Below are 20,145 nucleotides of genomic sequence, written 5' to 3'. Positions count from 1 at the left end.
TAGCTGGTAGAAGAAAAGAGAGGGAATCTCCGAGATGCCGCCGCAGGCTGTAACCCTTGAACCCTTGGTTCAAGGTGAATGTGTCGTCATAGTTTTAAGGCTTCTCGGACGGACCGAGCATGCTCACCAACCATGGAGCGCCACATTCTTGTGGTATGAAATATCGGCTCAGGGGACTGGCCCGCTTGCGAACATCTCAGAGAAATTTTGTCTTCACAGTTACTCTACCATAGTCAACTGAGAAGTGTTATTCAAACTTTGGTCCCGGTCTTTCGGGATTGCGACCTTGATCAAGCAACGCCTGTTCTATGGTCTGCTGGAGCATTTTAATGCGCTGCTCCATGCTTGCCGCGTAGTCGCGGGTCTTCGCTTTTTCCTGAGTCAGTTCATAGCTGATGTTCAACGCGGCGATGAAAACCAGCTGCTCAGTATTTGTGACTCTAGTGCGTTCTTTTAGATCTTGCAACCGCTGATTCAAATCGTCCGCTGCCTGATTCAAAGCATCCCTTTGTTCAGGCGGACAATTCACTCGCAGTGAACGGCCAAAAATCTGGAGATCGACGGGTTGTGCAGACATGCCACCTTCCTGCTGATTGACTGCGCTACCTTCGCTCACTGCCCAGGGGGCTGCGAAGGGGCGACACTATAGCTACCCTGATATGAAGATACAAGCCCTTTTCTGGTATCACCAGGGTCCAAAGTGGTAGCATATCATGAAACTTCCCCCCTTTGACGACGAATGCTCATGTCTATACAGAACGAAATGCCTGGTTACAAGGATTTAAACCAGTTACTGAACCAGCAGGGAGTCGGACTTACCCCTGCCGAAATGCACGGTCTGATCAGTGGCATCCTGTGCGGCGGAAACAGCGACAGCTCATGGCAGCCGCTGATCCACGACCTCACGAATGAAGGGCTGGCGTTTGGTCACGAGCTGGCGGAAGCGCTGCGTAAAATGCACGCCGCCACCAGCGATTCGCTGGAAGACGATGGCTTTCTTTTTCAGCTTTATCTGCCTGAAGGCGACGACGTCAGCGTGTTCGATCGCGCCGATGCGCTGGCGGGCTGGGTAAACCACTATCTGCTGGGGCTGGGCGTGACGCAGCCTAAACTGGATAAAGTGACCGGCGAAGCGGGTGAGGCGATCGACGATCTGCGTAACATCGCCCAGCTCGGCTACGATGAAGATGAAGACCAGGAAGAGCTGGAAATGTCGCTCGAAGAGATAATCGAGTACGTGCGCGTGGCGGCACTGCTGTGCCACGACAACTTTACGCGCTCGCAGCCGACCGCGCCGGAAGTCCGCAAGCCAACCTTACATTAAGAAAAATAACGCACAGGAGGGTGTCATGGTTATCTCAAGTCAAGAGTATTCGCGCCGTCGTCAGGCGCTGCTGGCGAAAATGCAGCCGGGCAGCGCCGCGCTGATTTTTGCTGCGCCCGAAGTGACGCGCAGCGCCGACAGCGAATATCCCTATCGCCAGAGCAGCGATTTCTGGTACTTCACCGGCTTTAACGAGCCGGAAGCGGTCCTGGTGCTGATTAAAAGCAATGACACCTACAACCACAGCGTGATTTTCAACCGCGTGCGCGACCTGACGGCTGAAATCTGGTTTGGCCGCCGCTTAGGGCAAGAGGCCGCACCGGAAAAGCTGGGCGTTGACCGCGCGCTGGCGTTTAGCGAAATCAACCAGCAGCTCTATCAGCTGCTTAACGGCCTCGATGTGCTCTATCACGCGCATGGCGAATATGCCTACGCGGATGAGATTGTCTTCACCGCGCTGGACAAGCTGCGCAAAGGCTCGCGGCAAAACCTGTCCGCGCCGGCCACGCTGACGGACTGGCGTCCGGTGGTGCATGAGATGCGCCTGTTCAAGTCTGAAGAAGAGCTGAACGTGATGCGCCGCGCGGGCGAAATCAGCGCCCTGGCGCATACCCGCGCGATGGAAAAGTGCCGCCCCGGGATGTTCGAATACCAGCTTGAAGGTGAAATTCACCACGAATTTAACCGCCACGGCGCGCGTTATCCCTCCTACAACACCATCGTCGGCGGCGGTGAAAACGGCTGCATTCTGCACTACACCGAAAACGAAAGCGCGCTGCGCGACGGCGATCTGGTGCTGATTGACGCCGGCTGCGAATTTCAGGGCTACGCGGGGGACATCACCCGTACCTTCCCGGTGAGCGGCAAGTTTTCCCCCGCGCAGCGCGCGATTTACGACATTGTTCTCGAATCCCTGGAGACGGCGCTCGGGCTGTATCGTCCGGGAACCTCCATTCAGGAAGTGACCGGCGAAGTGGTGCGCATCATGATTACCGGTCTGGTCAGGCTCGGGATCCTGAAAGGGGAAGTCGACACCCTGATCGCTGAAAACGCGCATCGACCGTATTTCATGCACGGCCTGAGCCACTGGCTGGGGCTGGATGTGCATGACGTTGGCGCGTACGGCACCGACCGTTCGCGCATGCTGGAGCCGGGCATGGTGCTGACCGTGGAGCCGGGTCTGTATATCGCCCCGGATGCCGACGTGCCCGAAGCGTACCGCGGGATTGGCATTCGTATTGAAGACGACATTGTGATTACCGAAACCGGTAACGAAAACCTGACCGCCGGCGTCGTGAAAAACGCTGACGATATCGAGGCGCTGATGGCAGCGGCACGCGTATGAGCGTGATTATCGTTGGCGGCGGCATGACCGGCGCCACGCTGGCGCTGGCGATCTCGCATTTGACGAAGGGCCAGCTTCCGGTGCATCTCGTCGAGGCGGTTGCGCCACAGGCGAAGAATCATCCCGGCTTTGACTCTCGCGCCATTGCCCTGGCGCAGGGAACCTGTCAGCAGCTGTCGCGCATTGGGATCTGGCAGGCGATAGCCGATTGCGCTACGGCCATTAAAACCGTTCACGTCAGCGATCGCGGTCATGCCGGGTTTGTCACGCTGGACGCGCAGGATTACCGCATTGATGCCCTGGGTCAGGTTGTTGAGCTGCACGACGTCGGATTACGTCTGTTCCGCCTGTTGCAGGACGCGCCGGGCGTCACGCTGCACTGCCCCGCGCGCGTGGCAAGCGTGAGCCGCAGTGAAGCGTCGGTCAGCGTGACGCTGGAAAACGGCACCGTCCTTGAAGGCCAGCTTCTGGTCGCCGCGGACGGCTCGCGCTCGTCGCTCGGTGCCCAGTGCGGCGTGGAGTGGCGTCAGCAGCCTTACGGTCAGGCTGCGGTGATTGCGAACGTCTCTACCGCCGCAGAACACCGCGGCAGGGCGTTTGAGCGCTTTACGCAGCACGGTCCGCTGGCGATGCTGCCGATGTCGGACGGGCGCTGTTCGCTGGTCTGGTGTCATCCGCAGGATAAGGCCGAAGAGGTGAAGGCCTGGTCAGACGAACGTTTTTGTACCGAGCTGCAGAAAGCCTTTGGCTGGCGGCTGGGGCGCATTACCCATGCAGGCCAGAGGGCGGTCTACCCGCTTTCGCTGACTACCGCATCTCAGTCCATCACCCATCGTCTGGCGCTTGTCGGTAATGCCGCGCAGACGCTCCACCCTATCGCCGGGCAAGGGTTCAACCTGGGCTTACGCGACGTCATGAGCCTCGCGGAAACCCTTTCCCAGGCGTGGGGCGAACAAAAAGACTGTGGCGCATACCCGGTACTCAGCCATTACCAGAAGCGCCGTCAGGCGGATAAAGAGGCCACCATCGGTGTGACCGATGGTCTGGTGCATCTTTTTGCCAATCGCTGGGCACCGCTGGTTGCGGGCCGCAACCTCGGGCTGATGGCGATGGAATTATTCATTCCGGCACGTGACGTGCTGGCGCAGCGGACTCTTGGTTGGGTCGCGCGTTAAGGAGTTATCACCGTGCAAAATGTTGATGTCGCCATCGTTGGCGGCGGAATGGTCGGACTGGCATTGGCCTGTGGTTTGCAGGGCAGCGGCCTGCGCGTAGCGGTGCTGGAGCAAAAGCTGCCTCAGCCCGTAGCTCACGATGCCCCGCCTGAACTTCGCGTCTCGGCGATCAATGCCGCCAGCGAGAAATTGCTCACGCACCTTGGCGTCTGGTCAGATATTGTGGCGAACCGCGCCAGCTGCTATCACGGTATGGAAGTGTGGGATAAAGACAGCTTTGGGCATATTGCTTTTGATGATGCAAGCATGGGCTATAGCCATCTGGGTCACATCGTTGAAAACGCGGTGATCCACTACGCGCTGTGGCAGAAAGCTCAGCAGTGCAGCGACGTGACGCTGGTTGCGCCCGCGCAGATCCAGCAGGTGGCGTGGGGTGAAAACGAGGCGTTTATCACCCTGCAGAGCGGCGACATGCTGACCGCGCGTCTGGTGGTCGGTGCTGACGGTGCCAACTCCTGGCTGCGCAACAAAGCCGATATCCCGCTGACCTTCTGGGATTACCGCCACCATGCACTGGTCGCGACGATCCGCACCGAGGAGCCGCACGGCGGCGTGGCGCGGCAGATTTTCCACAACGACGGCATTCTGGCGTTCCTGCCGCTTGCCGATCCGCACCTGTGCTCGATTGTCTGGTCCCTGGTGCCGGAAAAAGCGCAGCTGATGCAGGAGGCGACGCCGGAGGCCTTTAACCAGGCGCTGTGCGTGGCGTTTGATAACCGCCTTGGCCTATGCACGCTTGCGAGCGAGCGTCAGGTGTTCCCGTTAACCGGCCGCTACGCGCGTCATTTTGCGGCGCACCGTCTGGCGCTGGTGGGGGATGCGGCGCATACCATTCATCCGCTGGCCGGACAGGGCGTTAACCTCGGCTTTATGGACGCGGCAGAGCTGGTCGAAGAGCTGCGTCGTTTGCACCGCGAAGGCAAAGATATTGGGCAGCATTTGTATCTGCGTCGCTACGAGCGCAGCCGCAAGCACAGCGCGGCGATGATGCTGGCGGGGATGCAGGGCTTTCGCGAGCTGTTTGCAGGTGCCAATCCGGCGAAAAAATTGCTGCGCGATATCGGTCTTAAACTGGCCGATACGCTTCCTGGCGTCAAACCTCAACTCCTCCGTCAGGCTATGGGTCTTAACGACCTGCCGGACTGGCTACGCTAATTTAGACCCCTGTCACACTTTCTTTTCCCGGCCTCTGCGCCGGGGAAATTTCCTCGTTTGAAATAATCTAATTTCACGTCATTTTTCGCATTAGATAATCTAATGTCGCGTTTTTCTCGTTACGGAAATTCGGCCCGATTTTCCGCACGAAATATCACCATGTGCTAAATCCTGTTAGATCATTGTTAATTTTGTGCGGGGTTAATCGCATTTTTCCAGTGAATAACTCTGTAGGCTTTTTAGCGTTTTTTGGTCATAAGCTAATGTGATGACCCGTTTTACCTTATGGTTAACCGCCGGTTTCGGTGGTAAGTTCAGGTAAAAGAGAACGTTTGCGTCGGCATTCGGGAACGAGGTCGATACCGGGTTTCACGGTGAATTTTTCAACGAGGACAAGATGGCTCAACAGACTCCTTTGTACGAACAGCACGTGTTATGCGGCGCCCGCATGGTGGACTTCCACGGCTGGATGATGCCGCTGCACTACGGCTCGCAGATTGATGAGCACCACGCGGTGCGCACCGATGCCGGTATGTTCGACGTGTCCCACATGACGATTGTCGATCTGCGCGGTAGCCGCACCCGGGAGTTTTTGCGTTATCTGCTGGCCAACGACGTCGCCAAACTGAAGACGCCGGGTAAAGCGCTCTATACCGGCATGCTGAATGCCTCGGGCGGCGTGATTGATGACCTTATCGTCTACTACTTCACCGAAGATTTCTTCCGCCTCGTTGTCAACTCCGCCACCCGCGAAAAAGACCTCTCCTGGATCGCCCAACACGCCGAACCGTATGCCATCGACATCACCGTCCGTGACGATCTGTCGCTGATCGCCGTGCAGGGGCCGAACGCGCAGGCGAAAGCCGCGTCACTGTTTAACGACGAGCAGCGCAAAGCAACTGAAGGCATGAAGCCGTTCTTCGGCGTGCAGGCGGGCGATCTGTATATCGCCACCACCGGCTACACCGGTGAGGCGGGTTACGAAATTGCGATGCCAAACGAGAAGGCCGCTGATTTCTGGCGCGCGCTGGTGGAAGCGGGCGTGAAGCCTGCGGGTCTGGGGGCGCGCGATACGCTGCGTCTGGAAGCGGGGATGAACCTTTACGGTCAGGAGATGGACGAAGGCGTCTCTCCGCTGGCCGCCAATATGGGCTGGACCATCGCGTGGGAACCGGCCGATCGTGACTTTATTGGCCGTGAAGCGCTGGAGATGCAGCGCGAGAAGGGCACGGAACAGCTGGTTGGCCTGGTGATGAAGGAAAAAGGCGTGCTGCGCGGCGAGCTGCCGGTGCGCTTTACCGATGCCGACGGCAATCCGCGCGAAGGCGTGATCACCAGCGGAACCTTCTCCCCGACGCTGGGCTACAGTATTGCACTGGCACGCGTGCCGGCTGGCATTGGCGAAACGGCGGTGGTGCAAATCCGCAACCGTGAAATGCCGGTCAACGTAACCAAACCGATTTTTGTTCGCGCCGGTAAGCCGGTCGCCTAATCATTTTTATCAGGAGAACTTCAATGAGCAATGTGCCAGCAGAACTGAAATACAGCAAAGAACACGAGTGGCTGCGCAAAGAGGCGGACGGCACTTACACCGTAGGGATTACCGAGCACGCGCAGGAGCTGCTGGGCGACATGGTGTTTGTTGACCTGCCGGAAGTCGGCGCAACCGTGAGCGCGGGCGACGACTGCGCCGTGGCGGAGTCCGTTAAAGCAGCATCCGACATCTACGCCCCGGTAAGCGGTGAAATTGTTGCCGTTAACGACGCGCTGAGCGATTCGCCGGAGCTGGTGAACAGCGAGCCTTATGAAGGCGGCTGGATCTTCAAGATCAAAGCCAGCGACGAATCTCAGGTTGCCGCGCTGCTGGATGCGACCGCATACGAAGCATTACTGGAAGACGAATAACGTTTTGCCGGATGGCGCTGCGCTTATCCGGCCTACAGGTCAACGTAGGCCCGGTAAGCGTTAGCGCCACCGGGCAACAGCGTTACAGATAACTACGATTCACTGCACGTTTCAGGAACCATCGCTCATGACACAGACTTTAAGCCAGCTTGAAAACCGTGGCGCCTTCATTGAACGTCACATTGGGCCGGATGCTCAGCAACAGCAGGAGATGCTGAAGACTGTTGGCGCGGATTCATTAAACGCACTGATCGGCCAGATTGTGCCAAAAGACATCCAGCTTGCTACGCCGCCTCAGGTGGGGGAAGCCACCACGGAATTCGCCGCGCTGGCGGAGCTGAAGGCCATCGCTGGCCTGAACAAGCGCTATAAGTCTTACATTGGCATGGGCTATACCAACGTGCAGCTGCCGCCGGTGATCCTGCGTAACATGCTGGAAAACCCGGGCTGGTACACCGCTTACACCCCTTATCAGCCGGAAGTGTCCCAGGGCCGCCTGGAAGCGCTGCTGAACTTCCAGCAGGTGACGCTGGACCTGACCGGCATGGATATCGCTTCCGCCTCGCTGCTGGATGAAGCGACCGCGGCAGCCGAAGCGATGGCGATGGCTAAGCGCGTCAGCAAGCTGAAAAACGCCAACCGCTTCTTCGTGGCGGCGGACGTGCATCCCCAGACGCTGGACGTGGTGCGCACCCGTGCGGAAACCTTCGGCTTTGACGTGATCGTTGACGACGCTGACAAAGTGCTGGATCACCAGGACGTCTTCGGCGTGCTGCTGCAGCAGGTTGGCACCACGGGCGAGGTTCACGACTACAGCGCGCTGATTGCCGAGCTGAAGTCCCGCAAGGTAGTGGTCAGCGTTGCCGCCGATTTTATGGCGCTGGTGCTGCTCACCGCACCGGGCAAACAGGGCGCAGATATCGTCTTCGGTTCAGCGCAGCGCTTCGGCGTTCCGATGGGCTACGGCGGCCCGCACGCGGCGTTCTTCGGCGCGAAAGATGAATTCAAACGCTCCATGCCTGGCCGTATTATCGGCGTCTCAAAAGATGCCGCCGGTAACACCGCGCTGCGCATGGCGATGCAAACCCGCGAGCAGCACATCCGCCGCGAGAAAGCGAACTCCAACATCTGCACCTCTCAGGTGCTGCTGGCAAACATCGCCAGCCTGTACGCCGTGTTCCACGGCCCGGCGGGCCTGAAGCGTATTGCCAGCCGCATTCACCGCCTGGCCGATATTCTGGCCTGCGGCCTGCAGCAGAAGGGCCTTAAGCTGCGCCATGCCCACTACTTCGACACGCTGTGCGTGGACGTGGCGGACAAAGCGGCCGTGCTGGCGCGCGCGGACGCGGCAAAGATCAACCTGCGCAGCGACATCCACAACGCCGTCGGCATTACGCTGGATGAAAGCACCACCCGCGACGATATCCTGAACCTGTGCAGCGTCCTGCTGGGTGACGCGCACGGCCTGGACATTGACGCGCTCGACAAAGAGGTCGCGCTCGACAGCCGCTCCATTCAGGAGAGCATGCTGCGCAATGACGCGATCCTGACGCATCCGGTGTTCAACCGCTATCACAGCGAAACCGAGATGATGCGCTATATGCACTCTCTGGAGCGCAAGGATCTGGCGCTGAACCAGGCGATGATCCCGCTGGGCTCCTGTACCATGAAGCTCAACGCTGCGGCAGAGATGATCCCCATCACCTGGCCTGAATTCTCCGAGCTGCACCCGTTCTGCCCGCCAGAGCAGGCGGAAGGGTATCATGTGATGATCAACCAGCTTTCCGACTGGCTGGTGAAGCTGACCGGTTATGACGCGCTCTGCATGCAGCCGAACTCCGGCGCGCAGGGCGAATACGCGGGCCTGCTGGCGATCCGCCACTATCACGAAAGCCGCAACGAAGGCCACCGCGATATCTGCCTGATCCCAAGCTCCGCCCACGGCACCAACCCGGCCTCTGCCCAGATGGCGGGCATGGAAGTGGTGGTGGTGGCGTGCGATAAGAACGGCAACATCGACCTGGCTGACCTGCGTGCGAAAGCCGAGCAGGCGGGCGACAAGCTCTCCTGCATCATGGTGACCTATCCGTCCACCCACGGCGTATACGAAGAAACCATCCGCGAAGTGTGTGAAGTGGTGCACCAGTTTGGCGGCCAGGTTTACCTCGACGGTGCGAACATGAACGCTCAGGTGGGCATTACCTCTCCGGGCTTTATCGGCGCGGACGTATCTCACCTCAACCTGCACAAAACCTTCTGCATTCCGCACGGCGGCGGCGGCCCGGGCATGGGTCCTATCGGCGTGAAAGCGCACCTGGCGCCTTTCGTGCCGGGCCACAGCGTGGTGCAAATTGAAGGCATGCTGACCCGTCAGGGCGCGGTTTCAGCGGCACCGTTCGGCAGCGCCTCTATCCTGCCAATCAGCTGGATGTACATCCGCATGATGGGCGCAGAAGGGCTGAAGCAGGCGAGCCAAGTGGCGATCCTGAACGCCAACTACATTGCGACGCGCCTGAAGTCTGCCTTCCCGATCCTCTACACCGGCCGTGACGGTCGCGTGGCGCACGAGTGCATCCTCGATATTCGTCCTCTTAAAGACGCGACGGGTATCAGCGAGCTGGATATCGCCAAGCGTCTGATCGACTACGGCTTCCACGCGCCAACCATGTCGTTCCCGGTGGCGGGCACGCTGATGGTGGAGCCAACGGAATCTGAAAGCAAAGCCGAGCTGGACCGCTTCATCGACGCGATGCTGGCTATCCGCATGGAAATCGACCGCGTGCAGGACGGCGAGTGGACGCTGGAAGATAACCCGCTGGTCAACGCTCCGCACACTCAGCACGAGATGGTGGCAGAGTGGAACCACGGCTATTCCCGCGAGCTGGCGGTCTTCCCGGCAGGCGTGGCGAACAAGTACTGGCCGACCGTGAAGCGTCTCGACGACGTCTACGGCGACCGTAACCTGTTCTGCTCCTGCGTACCGATGAGCGAATACCAGTAATATTATTGGTGTAGTCATGTAGGCCGGGTAAGGCGAAGCCGCCACCCGGCTTTTTTATTGGGAGAAGAAAATGGCAATTGCACTGGTCACCGGCGCCAGCCGCGGCATCGGTAAAGCCACCGCGCTGCAGCTAGCCCGCGAAGGCTATACCGTGGCGGTGAATTATCACCACAATATCAAAGCCGCAAAGGACGTCATCAGCCAGATCGTTGAGGCGGGTGGAAAAGCATTTGCCCTGCGTGCAGACATTAGCGATGAGGCCCAGGTGCTGGCGATGTTTGACAGCCTCGATCGGGAAGGCGAGCCGCTGACCGCGCTGGTTAATAATGCGGGGATCCTGTTTGAGCAATCCACTATCGAGAATCTCTCCGCCGAGCGTATTAACCGCGTCCTGGCGACCAACGTCACGGGCTACTTCCTCTGCTGCCGGGAAGCGGTAAAGCGCATGTCCTTCAAGCATGGCGGGAAGGGTGGGGCGATAGTGAATGTCTCATCTGCCGCATCTCGTCTGGGGGCGCCGGGTGAATATGTTGACTACGCGGCCTCTAAAGGCGCGGTGGATTCGCTGACAACCGGGTTAGCGCTGGAGGTGGCGGCGCAGGGTATTCGCGTCAACTGCGTCCGTCCGGGGCTGATCTATACCGATATCCATGCCTCAGGCGGAGAGCCGGGGCGGGTGGATCGCGTGAAATCATTGCTGCCGATGCAGCGCGGCGGCCAGCCGGAAGAGGTGGCGCAGGCGATTGTCTGGCTGCTGAGCGAGAAGGCGTCGTACGTCACGGGCAGTTTTATAGAGCTGGCGGGCGGGAAATAAAAGCCGGGTGGCGGCTTCGCCTTACCCGGCCTGCTGTTCGTGTAGGCCCGGTAAGCGCAGCGCCACCGGGCAAAAATCACAGCGTCTCGCCGTTGCTGGCAATCACTTCCTTATACCAGTTGAAGCTCTTTTTACGGGAGCGGGACATGTCGCCCGTGCCGTCGTCGTGCTTGTTCACGTAGATAAAGCCGTAGCGCTTGCTGTACTGGCCGGTGGTGAACGACACGCAGTCGATGCAGCCCCACGGCGTATAGCCCATCAGATCCACGCCGTCGTGCGTCACGGCTTTGATCATCTCTTCCACGTGGGCGCGCAGGTAGTCGATGCGATAGTCGTCGTTGATGCTGCCGTCTTCTTCCACCTTATCGTAGGCGCCGAAGCCGTTCTCCACGATAAACAGCGGCTTCTGGTAACGCTCGTACAGTTCGCACAGGGAATAGCGCAGGCCTACCGGGTCAATCTGCCAGCCCCAGTCGGATGCCTTCACGTGCGGGTTCGGCACGCTGCCTTCGAAGCCGGAAATCGCATCGCCGGTGCCGCCTTCCGCTTTCACCGCGTTGGTCATGTAGTAGCTGAAGCCTAAGTAGTCGCAGGTACCTTCACGCAGGATCTGCTCGTCGCCCGCTTCCATTTTGATGGAGAACCCGCGGCGCTCCCACTCGTTCAGCACGTAGGACGGGTAGTAACCGCGCAGCTGGACGTCGGTAAAGACGTAGCGCTCGCGCATGGATTCCTGGGCGAACATTACGTCTTCCGGTTTGCAGGAGAACGGATAGAGCGCCACCATCGCCAGCATGCAGCCGACCTTCATCTCCGGGTTAATGCGGCGTGCCGCTTTCACCGCCAGGGCGCTGGCCACAAACTGGTGGTGAAGGACCTGGTACATGGTCTCTTCCGGGTTTTCATGTTCGGTATAGACCACGCCCGAGCAGCAGTAGCCAAACAGCGGGGCACGCCAGTTACGCTGGTTGTTGATTTCGTTGAAGGTCATCCAGTATTTGACCTTGTTTTTATAGCGCTCGAAGACCACTTCCGCGAAGCGCACAAAGAAATCGACCACTTTACGGTTGGTCCAGCTGCCGTACTCCTTCACCAGGTGCAGCGGCATTTCGAAGTGGGAGAGGGTGATCACCGGTTCGATGTTGTATTTCAGCAGCTCATCGAACATGTCGTCGTAAAACTTCAGCCCTTCTTCGTTTGGCTGGGTTTCATCACCGTTCGGGAAGATGCGCGTCCAGGCGATAGAGGTGCGGAAGCATTTGAAGCCCATCTCGGCAAACAGCTTGATGTCTTCTTTGTAGTGGCCGTGGAAGTCGATGGCCTCGTGGTTTGGATAGTATTTCCCCGGCACCACGTCCTGCGTGATTTCGCGCGGCACGCCGTGCGCGCCGCCGGTTAATACGTCACAAATGCTTGGCCCTTTGCCGCCTTTGTTCCAGCCGCCTTCAACCTGGTGAGCGGCAACCGCGCCACCCCATAAAAAATCTTTTGGTAAGGTTAATTTTTTCATCGCTGCTATTCTCAATAAATGGCTTATTGGCATCGAGTCTAGCAAAGCGAAATTAAATGTCACGATATAACAAGGTGTGCGTAATGTGATTTGTCACATCTAAAAAACAGGGTGTTTTATTCTGTGAGTTTCTTCGCCAGTTTACGTCCGAGAGACTCCAGAATATAAATGACGGGAATTTGCGTGGTAATGTCATAGACGCCTGCAATACGCGTCTGTGGGACATGCCAGGAAAGATTAAAGTCCGCCAGTTTGGCGAGACGCGAGTGCTCGTGGCTGGTAATGGAGAGCACCTTGCAGTGATGAAGGCTAAACTGGCTGGCGAAGCGCAGGATCTCTTCGGTCTCGCCCGAGACGGAAAGCACAATTGCCAGCGCATTTTTCGCCATATCATTGGTGACCGGGAAATAAGGGTCATCAATATGGTTACTGAATTTCCCGATATTCGAAAAGAAACGCGCGCCATATTTTGCCAGCGATCCGGAGGTTCCGGCACCGACAAATATAATGCGTTCTGACGATAGAATAATATCTACCGCATCATCCAATAACGCGTCGAACTCTTCATTATTCACGCTTTTAAAGAAGCTGATAATTTCGCTGGCACCGAAGTTCGCCTGCTGGGGCTCGTTCTGTTCAAGATAAAGCTTAAAGCGCACGCGAAATTCAGAATACCCCTCGCAGTTTAGCTTGCGGCAAAAGCGCAGAATGGTCGTCGTTGAGACGCCAGCCGCATCCGCCAGCTCGCGGATGGTCATGTACATCACTTTGTCACGGTTTTTGATGACATAGTTGTAGACCATCATTTCCAGATTATTGAGACTGGCAATGGCCGCGTGGCTGAACATACTCACAGTGGCATAACTCTCATTCTGAACACATCGTCACATCATAACATGCAGCCAGAGGGCAGGATCCATTTTTATGCCCTTGATTCATAATGATTAAATTTTTATGTGAACAATTGTTAGGTGAAAAATTTATTTATATCTATGATTTTTAGGTATAAATCCCGAAGTGAAATTATTTTAGCTAACAGGTGTTCACTGGAATCATTCTCAGTTAGCATAGCTATGCGATGAATAATCATCTTTAGTTTTCCCGGAGTTTTGTATGGTGAGCAGACCATTAATCGCACAGGGATATTCACTGGCTGAGGAAATAGCCAACAGCATCAGCCACGGCATTGGCCTGGTGTTTGGGATTGTCGGTTTAGTGTTATTGCTGGTTCAGGCGGTGGACGCCAATGCCAGCGCAATGGCCATTACCAGCTACAGCCTGTATGGCGGGAGTATGATCCTGCTGTTCCTCGCGTCGACGCTGTACCACGCGATCCCGCATCAGCGGGCCAAGACGTGGCTCAAGAAATTTGACCACTGCGCTATCTATCTTCTTATTGCAGGTACCTACACGCCGTTTCTGCTGGTGGGGCTCAACTCGCCGCTGTCGCGCGGCCTGATGATTGTTATCTGGAGCCTGGCGCTGCTGGGGATCCTGTTTAAGCTGACCATCGCGCACCGGTTTAAGGTGCTGTCGCTGGTCACCTATCTGACCATGGGCTGGCTGTCGCTGATTGTGGTGTATCAACTGGCCATCAAACTGTCGATAGGGGGCGTGACGCTTCTGGCCTTAGGCGGCGTGGTGTACTCGCTCGGCGTGATTTTCTACGTCTGCAAGCGCATCCCCTATAACCATGCCATCTGGCACGGTTTTGTGCTGGGCGGGAGCGTGTGCCACTTTTTGGCAATTTATTTGTATGTAGGGCAGGCGTAGCTTGTTGTCGGGTGGCGGCTTCGCCTGACCCGACCTACACGATCGGTAGGCCCGGTAAGCGCAGCGCCACCGGGCGATACGGCATCACTCTTCCAGTGAATACGGCAGCGGCTCGATGCTAAGCGTGTTCACATCATCACGCACGCGGAACACGCTGTCGGCTTCCATGTCGTTGTTCATTACTGCCTGCACCAGCAGACGGCCATCATCCAGCTGAACGGCGGCTAACACGGTGCCGGTACGGCGCCAGTTTTCACCCATCTTCAGCTCTAAATCTTCACCCGCTTCAGGTACTCGGCTGGCATGGCCCGCCAGCGTCCATAATGCACGCTTATTTGCCCCGCGGAATTTCGCGCGCGCGACCATTTCCTGGCCGGTGTAGCAGCCTTTTTTAAAGCTGATGCCCCCCAGCGCCTGCAGGTTGGTTGCCTGAGGAATAAACTGCGCGCTGTTTGCGGCGTCAATGATTGGCAGACCCGCTTCGATGTTCAGGGCCAGCCACTGCTGACTGTTATTGAGCTGCGCCTCGCCGCGAAGCGCCTCGGTCACGCGTTCGGCGGTATCGGCATCCGTGACTAACAGAAAACGCTCAGCCGGGTGTTCAAACCACAGGATGGAGGTTGCGCCTTCGCTGACCACCTGCTTTTCGGCATCCGGCAGTTCGCTGAAGAGATTTTTCAGCGCCGCACGCGCCTGGAAACCGGCCACACCCAGCAGGACATGTTCGTCGTCTGGCGCAATGGTCACTTTTGAGAAGACCGCGTACTTTTTCAGCTCTTTTAGCTGGGCCTCCTGCAGACTGCGGCGCTCAATAAAGGCAAAACCGTCCTGACGGCGGAAAAGACGCAGGTTGCTCCACATTTTACCTTTGGGGTCGCAGTGGGCGGCCAGCAGGTGCTGATGTTCGGTCATCTGGCTGACGTCGGCAGTTACCTGGCCCTGCAGGTATTTTTCGGCGTCGGCCCCGGTGAGCGTTGCCAGCGCCCAGTCATCAAGAGAAATAAGCGTCAGCGGCAGACGCGCAGAGGCGGCGGGCTGGCGAGGAGAAAATGGTGTAAAGGCCATAACGATATCCTGAATTGCTTAACGCTTTGATAATGCCTAATGGTAAAAGAGCCTGCAGGCAATGCAAGCGCTTTCAGCAGGCCATTTGTGCCATCAACCGGTTATGCGTAGCGCCACGCAAAGTAATGTAATCCGCTGTCTTTGTAGGGATTATTCTGGAAGCCAGCTCGGCGATCGCAATATTCCAGTAATGAAACGGTCAAAAACACGTTACACTAGCTGGTGTTCCCGTAGAGAAATAAAGAACATTGAACGGGGTACCGACTGTGCCAAACGTAATGCAGGAAACTGAACATGGATATTAACAACAAGGCCCGTATTCACTGGGCGTGCCGTCGCGGCATGCGTGAACTTGATATCTCCATCATGCCTTTCTTCGAATATGAGTACGACACCTTAAGCGATGAGGATAAGCGTCTGTTTGTTCGCCTGCTTGAGTCTGACGATCCGGATTTGTTCAACTGGCTGATGAACCATGGCAAACCCGCCGACACCGAGTTGCAACGGATGGTGCAATTAATTCAAACACGGAATCGGGAACGTGGTCCTGTGGCAATCTGATCTTCGCGTCTCGTGGCGCTCGCAGTGGATGTCTTTATTGCTCCACGGCCTGGTTGCGGCCTTTGTGTTACTGATGCCGTGGCCGCTGAGCTATACGCCGCTGTGGCTGCTGTTACTGTCGTTTGTCGTTTTTGACAGCGTACGTAGTCAGCGTCGCATAAATGCCCGTCAGGGAGAAATTAAGTTACTGATGGATTCCCGCCTGCGCTGGCAGGGGAAAGAGTGGGATATTCTCGGTATGCCATGGATGCTCAACTACGGCATGATGTTACGGTTACGCAACGTGGAGGGCGGGCGCTGCCAGCATCTGTGGCTGGCGGCCGACAGTATGGATGCCGCGGAGTGGCGAGACCTGCGCCGGATGCTGTTACAACAGACGACGCAGGGATAATGCGCGTTAGCTAAACTTTTCCGCCATTTCGCCCAGAATCTGCTCGCACCAGGTTTGCAGGCGTTCATCGCTGAGATCGTACTGGTTGGTTTCATCCAGCGCGAGTCCAACAAACAGCTCGCCGTCGGCAATAATCGGTTTTTTACTGGTGAACTCGTAACCTTCGGTTGGCCAGTAGCCGATAAACGATACCCCTTTCGGCGCCAGCTTGTCATGCAGCATGCCGAGCGCGTCCAGGAACCATTCCCCGTAACCCAGCTGATCCCCCATGCCGTACATGGCAATGATTTTGCCGTCGAGGTTGAGCGCATCAAGCTGGTCCCAGATAGCCTCCCAGTCTTCCTGTATCTCACCGAAATCCCAGGTCGGGATGCCGAGGATCAGCACGTCATACTGCTCCATCAGCGTAAGCGCGTCATCTTTCAGGTTATGCAACGTCACCAGTTCCGGACCAATGATGTCGCGAATTTTCTCTGCCGCCATTTCGGTGTAGCAGGTGCTGGAACCATAGAACAGACCAATATTCATCGCGTAACTATCTCAATTCTTGCGTTGACTTTGCGCGTAGTGTACCAGAAACCGGTCGCAATCAGGCATAATGGCCTGACTGCAGAATCAAAGGGGCTGATGTGGAAAAGGATCTCGCACTGATCGAACAGTTTCTCGACGCGCTGTGGCTGGAGAAAAATCTGGCCGAGAATACCCTCAGCGCCTATCGTCGCGACCTCACCATGCTGGTGGAGTGGCTGGCACACCGGGGGTTATCCCTTGCGAGCGCGCAGCATGACGACCTGCAGGCGCTGCTTGGGGAACGTATCGCGGGGGGCTACAAAGCCACCAGTTCCGCACGCTTGCTCAGCGCCATGCGTCGGCTGTTCCAGCATCTCTACCGTGAGAAGATTCGTGAAGACGATCCCAGCGCGCTGCTGGCCTCCCCTAAGCTCCCGCAGCGGCTGCCGAAAGATCTCAGCGAAGCACAAGTTGAGAGATTATTACAGTCACCGGCAGTTGACCTGCCGCTGGAGTTACGCGATAAAGCCATGCTTGAGCTATTGTATGCTACCGGCCTGCGCGTTTCGGAACTGGTTGGGCTGACCATGAGCGACATCAGCCTGCGTCAGGGCGTGGTGCGCGTCATTGGTAAAGGAAACAAGGAAAGGCTGGTGCCGCTGGGTGAAGAGGCGGTTTACTGGCTGGAAACGTATCTGGAGCACGGTCGCCCGTGGTTGCTCAACGGGGTGTCTATTGACGTCCTGTTTCCGAGCCAGCGCGCCCAGCAGATGACGCGGCAAACGTTCTGGCATCGCATCAAGCATTACGCCACACTGGCGGGTATCGACAGTGAAAAGCTTTCGCCGCACGTATTGCGTCACGCCTTCGCGACGCATCTGTTAAACCACGGCGCCGATTTACGCGTGGTGCAGATGCTGCTGGGGCACAGCGATCTTTCTACGACGCAAATTTACACCCATGTCGCGACGGAACGCCTGCGGCAGCTACACCAACAGCACCACCCTCGCGCGTGAGTGCCGACGAATTGTAACAGGATCAACTATGAAAAAGACTTTTGCGCTGTTCACCCTGCTGGCAGCCTCCTTTACCGGTTTCGCCCATGCGGACGACGCCGCCATCAAACAGTCGCTGGCTAAGCTTGGCGTTACCGGCAGCGATATTCAGCCTGCACCGATTGCCGGCATGAAAACGGTGCTGACCAACAGCGGCGTGCTGTACGTCACCGAAGACGGCAAGCACATTATTCAGGGGCCGATGTACGACGTGAGCGGCGCGCAGCCGGTCAACGTGACCAACCAGCTGTTGATGAAAAACCTGAACGCGCTCGAAAAAGAGATGATCGTCTATAAAGCGGCGCAGGAAAAACACGTCATTACCGTCTTCACCGACATCACCTGCGGCTATTGCCATAAGCTGCATGAAGAGATGAAAGACTACAACGCGCTGGGCATTACCGTGCGCTACCTGGCCTTCCCGCGCGCGGGCGTGCAGAGCCAGCCAGAGCAGGACATGAAGGCTATCTGGTGTGCGAAAGACCGCAACAAGGCGTTTGACGACGCGATGAGCGGCAAAGGCGTTAAGCCAGCCTCCTGCGACATTGATATCGCTAACCACTACGCGCTGGGCGTGCAGTTTGGCGTGAGCGGTACGCCTGCGATTGTCCTGAGCAACGGCTATGTCGTTCCGGGCTATCAGGGACCGAAAGAGATGAAAGAGTTCCTCGACGCGCACCAGAAACAGTTTGGTGGTAAATAATCCGCGTGAAAGCCCCGATAAAATTACGCCGCCGCGAGGCGGTTGAACCGGTTGATTTGCCAGACGATCTCCCGGCACTGCTGAAGCGGCTCTACGCCAGCCGCGGCGTGCGTCGCGCTGAAGACCTTGAGCGCAGCGTGAAAGGGATGCTGCCCTGGCAGCAGCTGAGCGGCATCGAAAAAGCCGCTGAGATGCTCTACAACGCGCTGCGTGAGGGAACGCGGATCGTGGTGGTAGGGGATTTCGACGCCGACGGCGCAACCAGCACCGCGCTGAGCGTGCTCAGCCTGCGCGCGCTGGGCTGCGATAACGTTACGTATCTTGTGCCAAACCGTTTTGAAGACGGCTATGGCCTCAGCCCGGAAGTGGTCGATCAGGCCCACGCCCGCGGTGCGCAGATGATCATGACCGTCGACAACGGGATCTCTTCCCATGCGGGTGTCGATCGCGCCCACGCGCTGGGGATCCCGGTGCTGGTCACCGATCACCACCTGCCGGGTGAAACGCTGCCTGACGCCGACGCGATTATTAACCCCAACCTGCGCGACTGCGATTTTCCCTCGAAATCCCTCGCGGGCGTAGGCGTGGCGTTTTATCTGATACTGGCGCTGCGTACCCTGCTTCGCGATAAGGGCTGGTTCGAATCCCGCGGTATTGCCGTACCGAACCTGGCCGAATATCTCGACCTGGTGGCGCTGGGCACCGTCGCAGACGTGGTGGCGCTCGACACCAATAACCGCATTTTGACCTGGCAGGGCCTAAGCCGCATTCGCGCGGGCAAGTGCCGTCCGGGGATCAAGGCGCTGCTGGAGATAGCCAACCGCGATCCGCTCAAGCTGGCGGCAAGCGATTTGGGCTTTGCCCTCGGGCCGCGCCTGAACGCGGCGGGAAGGCTGGACGATATGTCCGTCGGCGTGGCGCTGCTGCTGTGCGACAACATCGGTGAAGCGCGCGTGCTGGCCAACGAGCTGGACGCGCTGAACCAGACCCGTAAAGAGATTGAGCAGGGGATGCAGGCCGAAGCGCTGACCCTGTGCGAAAAACTTGAGCGCAGCGGCGACACGATGCCGGGCGGGCTGGCAATGTACCACCCCGAGTGGCATCAGGGCGTGGTCGGCATTCTGGCGTCGCGCATTAAAGAGCGTTTCCACCGTCCGGTGATCGCGTTCGCCCCCGCGGGCGACGGCACGCTGAAAGGCTCTGGCCGTTCGATTCAGGGTCTGCACATGCGCGATGCGCTTGAGCGTCTTGATACGCTGCATCCGGGGCTGATGATCAAGTTCGGCGGCCATGCGATGGCGGCGGGCCTGTCGCTGGAAGAGGCGAAGTTCGACGAGTTCCAGCGGCTGTTTGGTGAACTGGTCACCGACTGGATTGACCCGGCCCTGCTGCAGGGGGAAGTGGTGTCCGATGGGCCATTGTCGGCGGCGGAAATGACCATGGACGTCGCGCAAATGCTGCGTGATGCCGGCCCCTGGGGGCAGATGTTCCCGGAACCGCTGTTCGACGGGCGCTTCCGCCTGCTGCAGCAGCGTATCGTCGGCGAACGTCATCTTAAGGTGATGGTTGAGCCCGTGGGCGGCGGCCCGCTGCTGGACGGTATTGCCTTCAACGTGGACACGACGGTATGGCCGGACAACGGCGTGCGCGAGGTCGAACTGGCGTACAAACTGGACATCAACGAGTTTCGCGGTAACCGCACCCTTCAGATCATCATCGACAATATCTGGCCAATTTAGCGGCAGTAATCTCTATAAAAAAGGGCGTGGATTCGGTACAATCCCGCTCTTATCACCGC

The 20,145-nt window shown here is 57.8% G+C and carries 19 protein-coding genes and 1 other RNA gene; 14 read left to right on the top strand and 6 right to left on the bottom strand.

Annotation, left to right across the window (positions count from 1 at the left end; translation table 11 throughout):
• Nucleotides 1-22 precede the first annotated feature (22 nt).
• Both ssrS and zapA read right to left on the bottom strand, forming a co-directional pair.
• A non-coding RNA gene (gene ssrS, locus ACJBF3_RS11105) (6S RNA) lies at nucleotides 23-206 on the bottom strand.
• Between the two features lie 41 nt (nucleotides 207-247).
• The gene (gene zapA, locus ACJBF3_RS11100; protein WP_006811891.1) at nucleotides 248-577 is read right to left on the bottom strand and encodes a cell division protein ZapA; all 330 of its coding nucleotides are present in this window, start codon (nucleotides 575-577) and stop codon (nucleotides 248-250) included.
• A gap of 168 nt (nucleotides 578-745) precedes the next feature.
• Between zapA and ACJBF3_RS11095 the strand changes: the two genes are divergently transcribed.
• The 8 genes from ACJBF3_RS11095 (at nucleotide 746) to ACJBF3_RS11060 (ending at nucleotide 10,779) form a co-directional block, all read left to right on the top strand.
• Entirely contained in the window at nucleotides 746-1,324 is a 579-nt protein-coding gene (locus ACJBF3_RS11095) for a YecA family protein (RefSeq protein WP_072265689.1), read from the top strand.
• Between the two features lie 31 nt (nucleotides 1,325-1,355).
• Nucleotides 1,356-2,669, top strand: a complete 1,314-nt coding sequence (pepP, locus tag ACJBF3_RS11090; protein ID WP_088475389.1) for a Xaa-Pro aminopeptidase — start codon at nucleotides 1,356-1,358, stop codon at nucleotides 2,667-2,669.
• Complete coding sequence (ubiH, locus tag ACJBF3_RS11085) at nucleotides 2,666-3,844, top strand: 2-octaprenyl-6-methoxyphenyl hydroxylase (RefSeq protein WP_045329229.1); 1,179 nt, start codon at nucleotides 2,666-2,668, stop codon at nucleotides 3,842-3,844. The genes pepP and ubiH overlap by 4 nt, the downstream gene beginning before the upstream one ends.
• Nucleotides 3,845-3,856: 12 nt before the next feature.
• Nucleotides 3,857-5,059 (top strand): FAD-dependent 2-octaprenylphenol hydroxylase, encoded by a 1,203-nt coding sequence (gene ubiI, locus ACJBF3_RS11080; protein ID WP_045329227.1) that lies wholly within the window; start codon nucleotides 3,857-3,859, stop codon nucleotides 5,057-5,059.
• A gap of 397 nt (nucleotides 5,060-5,456) precedes the next feature.
• Nucleotides 5,457-6,551: a glycine cleavage system aminomethyltransferase GcvT gene (gcvT, locus tag ACJBF3_RS11075; RefSeq protein WP_045329225.1), complete on the top strand. Its 1,095-nt coding sequence runs from the start codon at nucleotides 5,457-5,459 to the stop codon at nucleotides 6,549-6,551.
• A 23-nt stretch (nucleotides 6,552-6,574) separates the two neighbouring features.
• A complete protein-coding gene (gcvH, locus tag ACJBF3_RS11070; RefSeq protein ID WP_014885143.1) occupies nucleotides 6,575-6,964 on the top strand; it encodes a glycine cleavage system protein GcvH in 390 nt (129 codons plus the stop codon).
• A 127-nt stretch (nucleotides 6,965-7,091) separates the two neighbouring features.
• Nucleotides 7,092-9,965: an aminomethyl-transferring glycine dehydrogenase gene (gene gcvP / locus ACJBF3_RS11065; protein ID WP_045329223.1), complete on the top strand. Its 2,874-nt coding sequence runs from the start codon at nucleotides 7,092-7,094 to the stop codon at nucleotides 9,963-9,965.
• 70 nt (nucleotides 9,966-10,035) lie between these two features.
• Nucleotides 10,036-10,779 (top strand): SDR family oxidoreductase, encoded by a 744-nt coding sequence (locus tag ACJBF3_RS11060; RefSeq protein WP_045329220.1) that lies wholly within the window; start codon nucleotides 10,036-10,038, stop codon nucleotides 10,777-10,779.
• A gap of 76 nt (nucleotides 10,780-10,855) precedes the next feature.
• Here ACJBF3_RS11060 and bglA read toward each other — a convergent pair whose 3' ends face one another.
• Nucleotides 10,856-12,289 (bottom strand): 6-phospho-beta-glucosidase BglA, encoded by a 1,434-nt coding sequence (gene bglA, locus ACJBF3_RS11055; protein WP_045329218.1) that lies wholly within the window; start codon nucleotides 12,287-12,289, stop codon nucleotides 10,856-10,858.
• A gap of 116 nt (nucleotides 12,290-12,405) precedes the next feature.
• Nucleotides 12,406-13,137, bottom strand: coding sequence for a MurR/RpiR family transcriptional regulator (locus tag ACJBF3_RS11050; RefSeq protein ID WP_045329216.1), 732 nt, complete (start codon nucleotides 13,135-13,137; stop codon nucleotides 12,406-12,408).
• 265 nt (nucleotides 13,138-13,402) lie between these two features.
• Between ACJBF3_RS11050 and ACJBF3_RS11045 the strand changes: the two genes are divergently transcribed.
• Nucleotides 13,403-14,062, top strand: a complete 660-nt coding sequence (locus tag ACJBF3_RS11045) for a hemolysin III family protein (protein WP_045329211.1) — start codon at nucleotides 13,403-13,405, stop codon at nucleotides 14,060-14,062.
• An 84-nt stretch (nucleotides 14,063-14,146) separates the two neighbouring features.
• Here ACJBF3_RS11045 and ygfZ read toward each other — a convergent pair whose 3' ends face one another.
• Nucleotides 14,147-15,127: a tRNA-modifying protein YgfZ gene (ygfZ, locus tag ACJBF3_RS11040; protein WP_045329209.1), complete on the bottom strand. Its 981-nt coding sequence runs from the start codon at nucleotides 15,125-15,127 to the stop codon at nucleotides 14,147-14,149.
• Between the two features lie 294 nt (nucleotides 15,128-15,421).
• Between ygfZ and sdhE the strand changes: the two genes are divergently transcribed.
• Nucleotides 15,422-15,688: an FAD assembly factor SdhE gene (gene sdhE / locus ACJBF3_RS11035; RefSeq protein ID WP_045329206.1), complete on the top strand. Its 267-nt coding sequence runs from the start codon at nucleotides 15,422-15,424 to the stop codon at nucleotides 15,686-15,688.
• Nucleotides 15,669-16,079, top strand: coding sequence for a protein YgfX (locus tag ACJBF3_RS11030; RefSeq protein WP_032643262.1), 411 nt, complete (start codon nucleotides 15,669-15,671; stop codon nucleotides 16,077-16,079). The genes sdhE and ACJBF3_RS11030 overlap by 20 nt, the downstream gene beginning before the upstream one ends.
• 6 nt (nucleotides 16,080-16,085) lie before the next feature.
• Here the strand turns inward: ACJBF3_RS11030 and fldB are convergent, their stop codons facing one another.
• A complete protein-coding gene (gene fldB, locus ACJBF3_RS11025) occupies nucleotides 16,086-16,607 on the bottom strand; it encodes a flavodoxin FldB (RefSeq protein ID WP_045329205.1) in 522 nt (173 codons plus the stop codon).
• A gap of 101 nt (nucleotides 16,608-16,708) precedes the next feature.
• Here fldB and xerD point away from each other — a divergent pair, with 101 nt between their 5' ends.
• From xerD to recJ, 3 genes are read left to right on the top strand one after another with little or no spacing between them, the layout of a single operon-like run.
• Nucleotides 16,709-17,605 carry a site-specific tyrosine recombinase XerD gene (gene xerD, locus ACJBF3_RS11020; protein ID WP_032643259.1) on the top strand — a complete coding sequence of 299 codons (897 nt, stop codon included), beginning with the start codon at nucleotides 16,709-16,711 and terminating at the stop codon, nucleotides 17,603-17,605.
• Nucleotides 17,606-17,633: 28 nt separating this feature from the next.
• Nucleotides 17,634-18,347 carry a bifunctional protein-disulfide isomerase/oxidoreductase DsbC gene (gene dsbC, locus ACJBF3_RS11015; protein ID WP_045329203.1) on the top strand — a complete coding sequence of 238 codons (714 nt, stop codon included), beginning with the start codon at nucleotides 17,634-17,636 and terminating at the stop codon, nucleotides 18,345-18,347.
• 5 nt (nucleotides 18,348-18,352) lie between these two features.
• A complete protein-coding gene (recJ, locus tag ACJBF3_RS11010; RefSeq protein WP_406545047.1) occupies nucleotides 18,353-20,086 on the top strand; it encodes a single-stranded-DNA-specific exonuclease RecJ in 1,734 nt (577 codons plus the stop codon).
• Nucleotides 20,087-20,145 lie beyond the last annotated feature (59 nt).

This window comes from Enterobacter sp. PP-008-ECC_S150, assembly GCF_045257065.1.
GTDB classification, from domain to species: Bacteria; Pseudomonadota; Gammaproteobacteria; order Enterobacterales; family Enterobacteriaceae; genus Enterobacter; species Enterobacter chengduensis.
The sequence above is the reverse complement of the archived record's forward strand: the minus strand, read 5'-3'. Positions and strand labels throughout refer to the sequence as shown.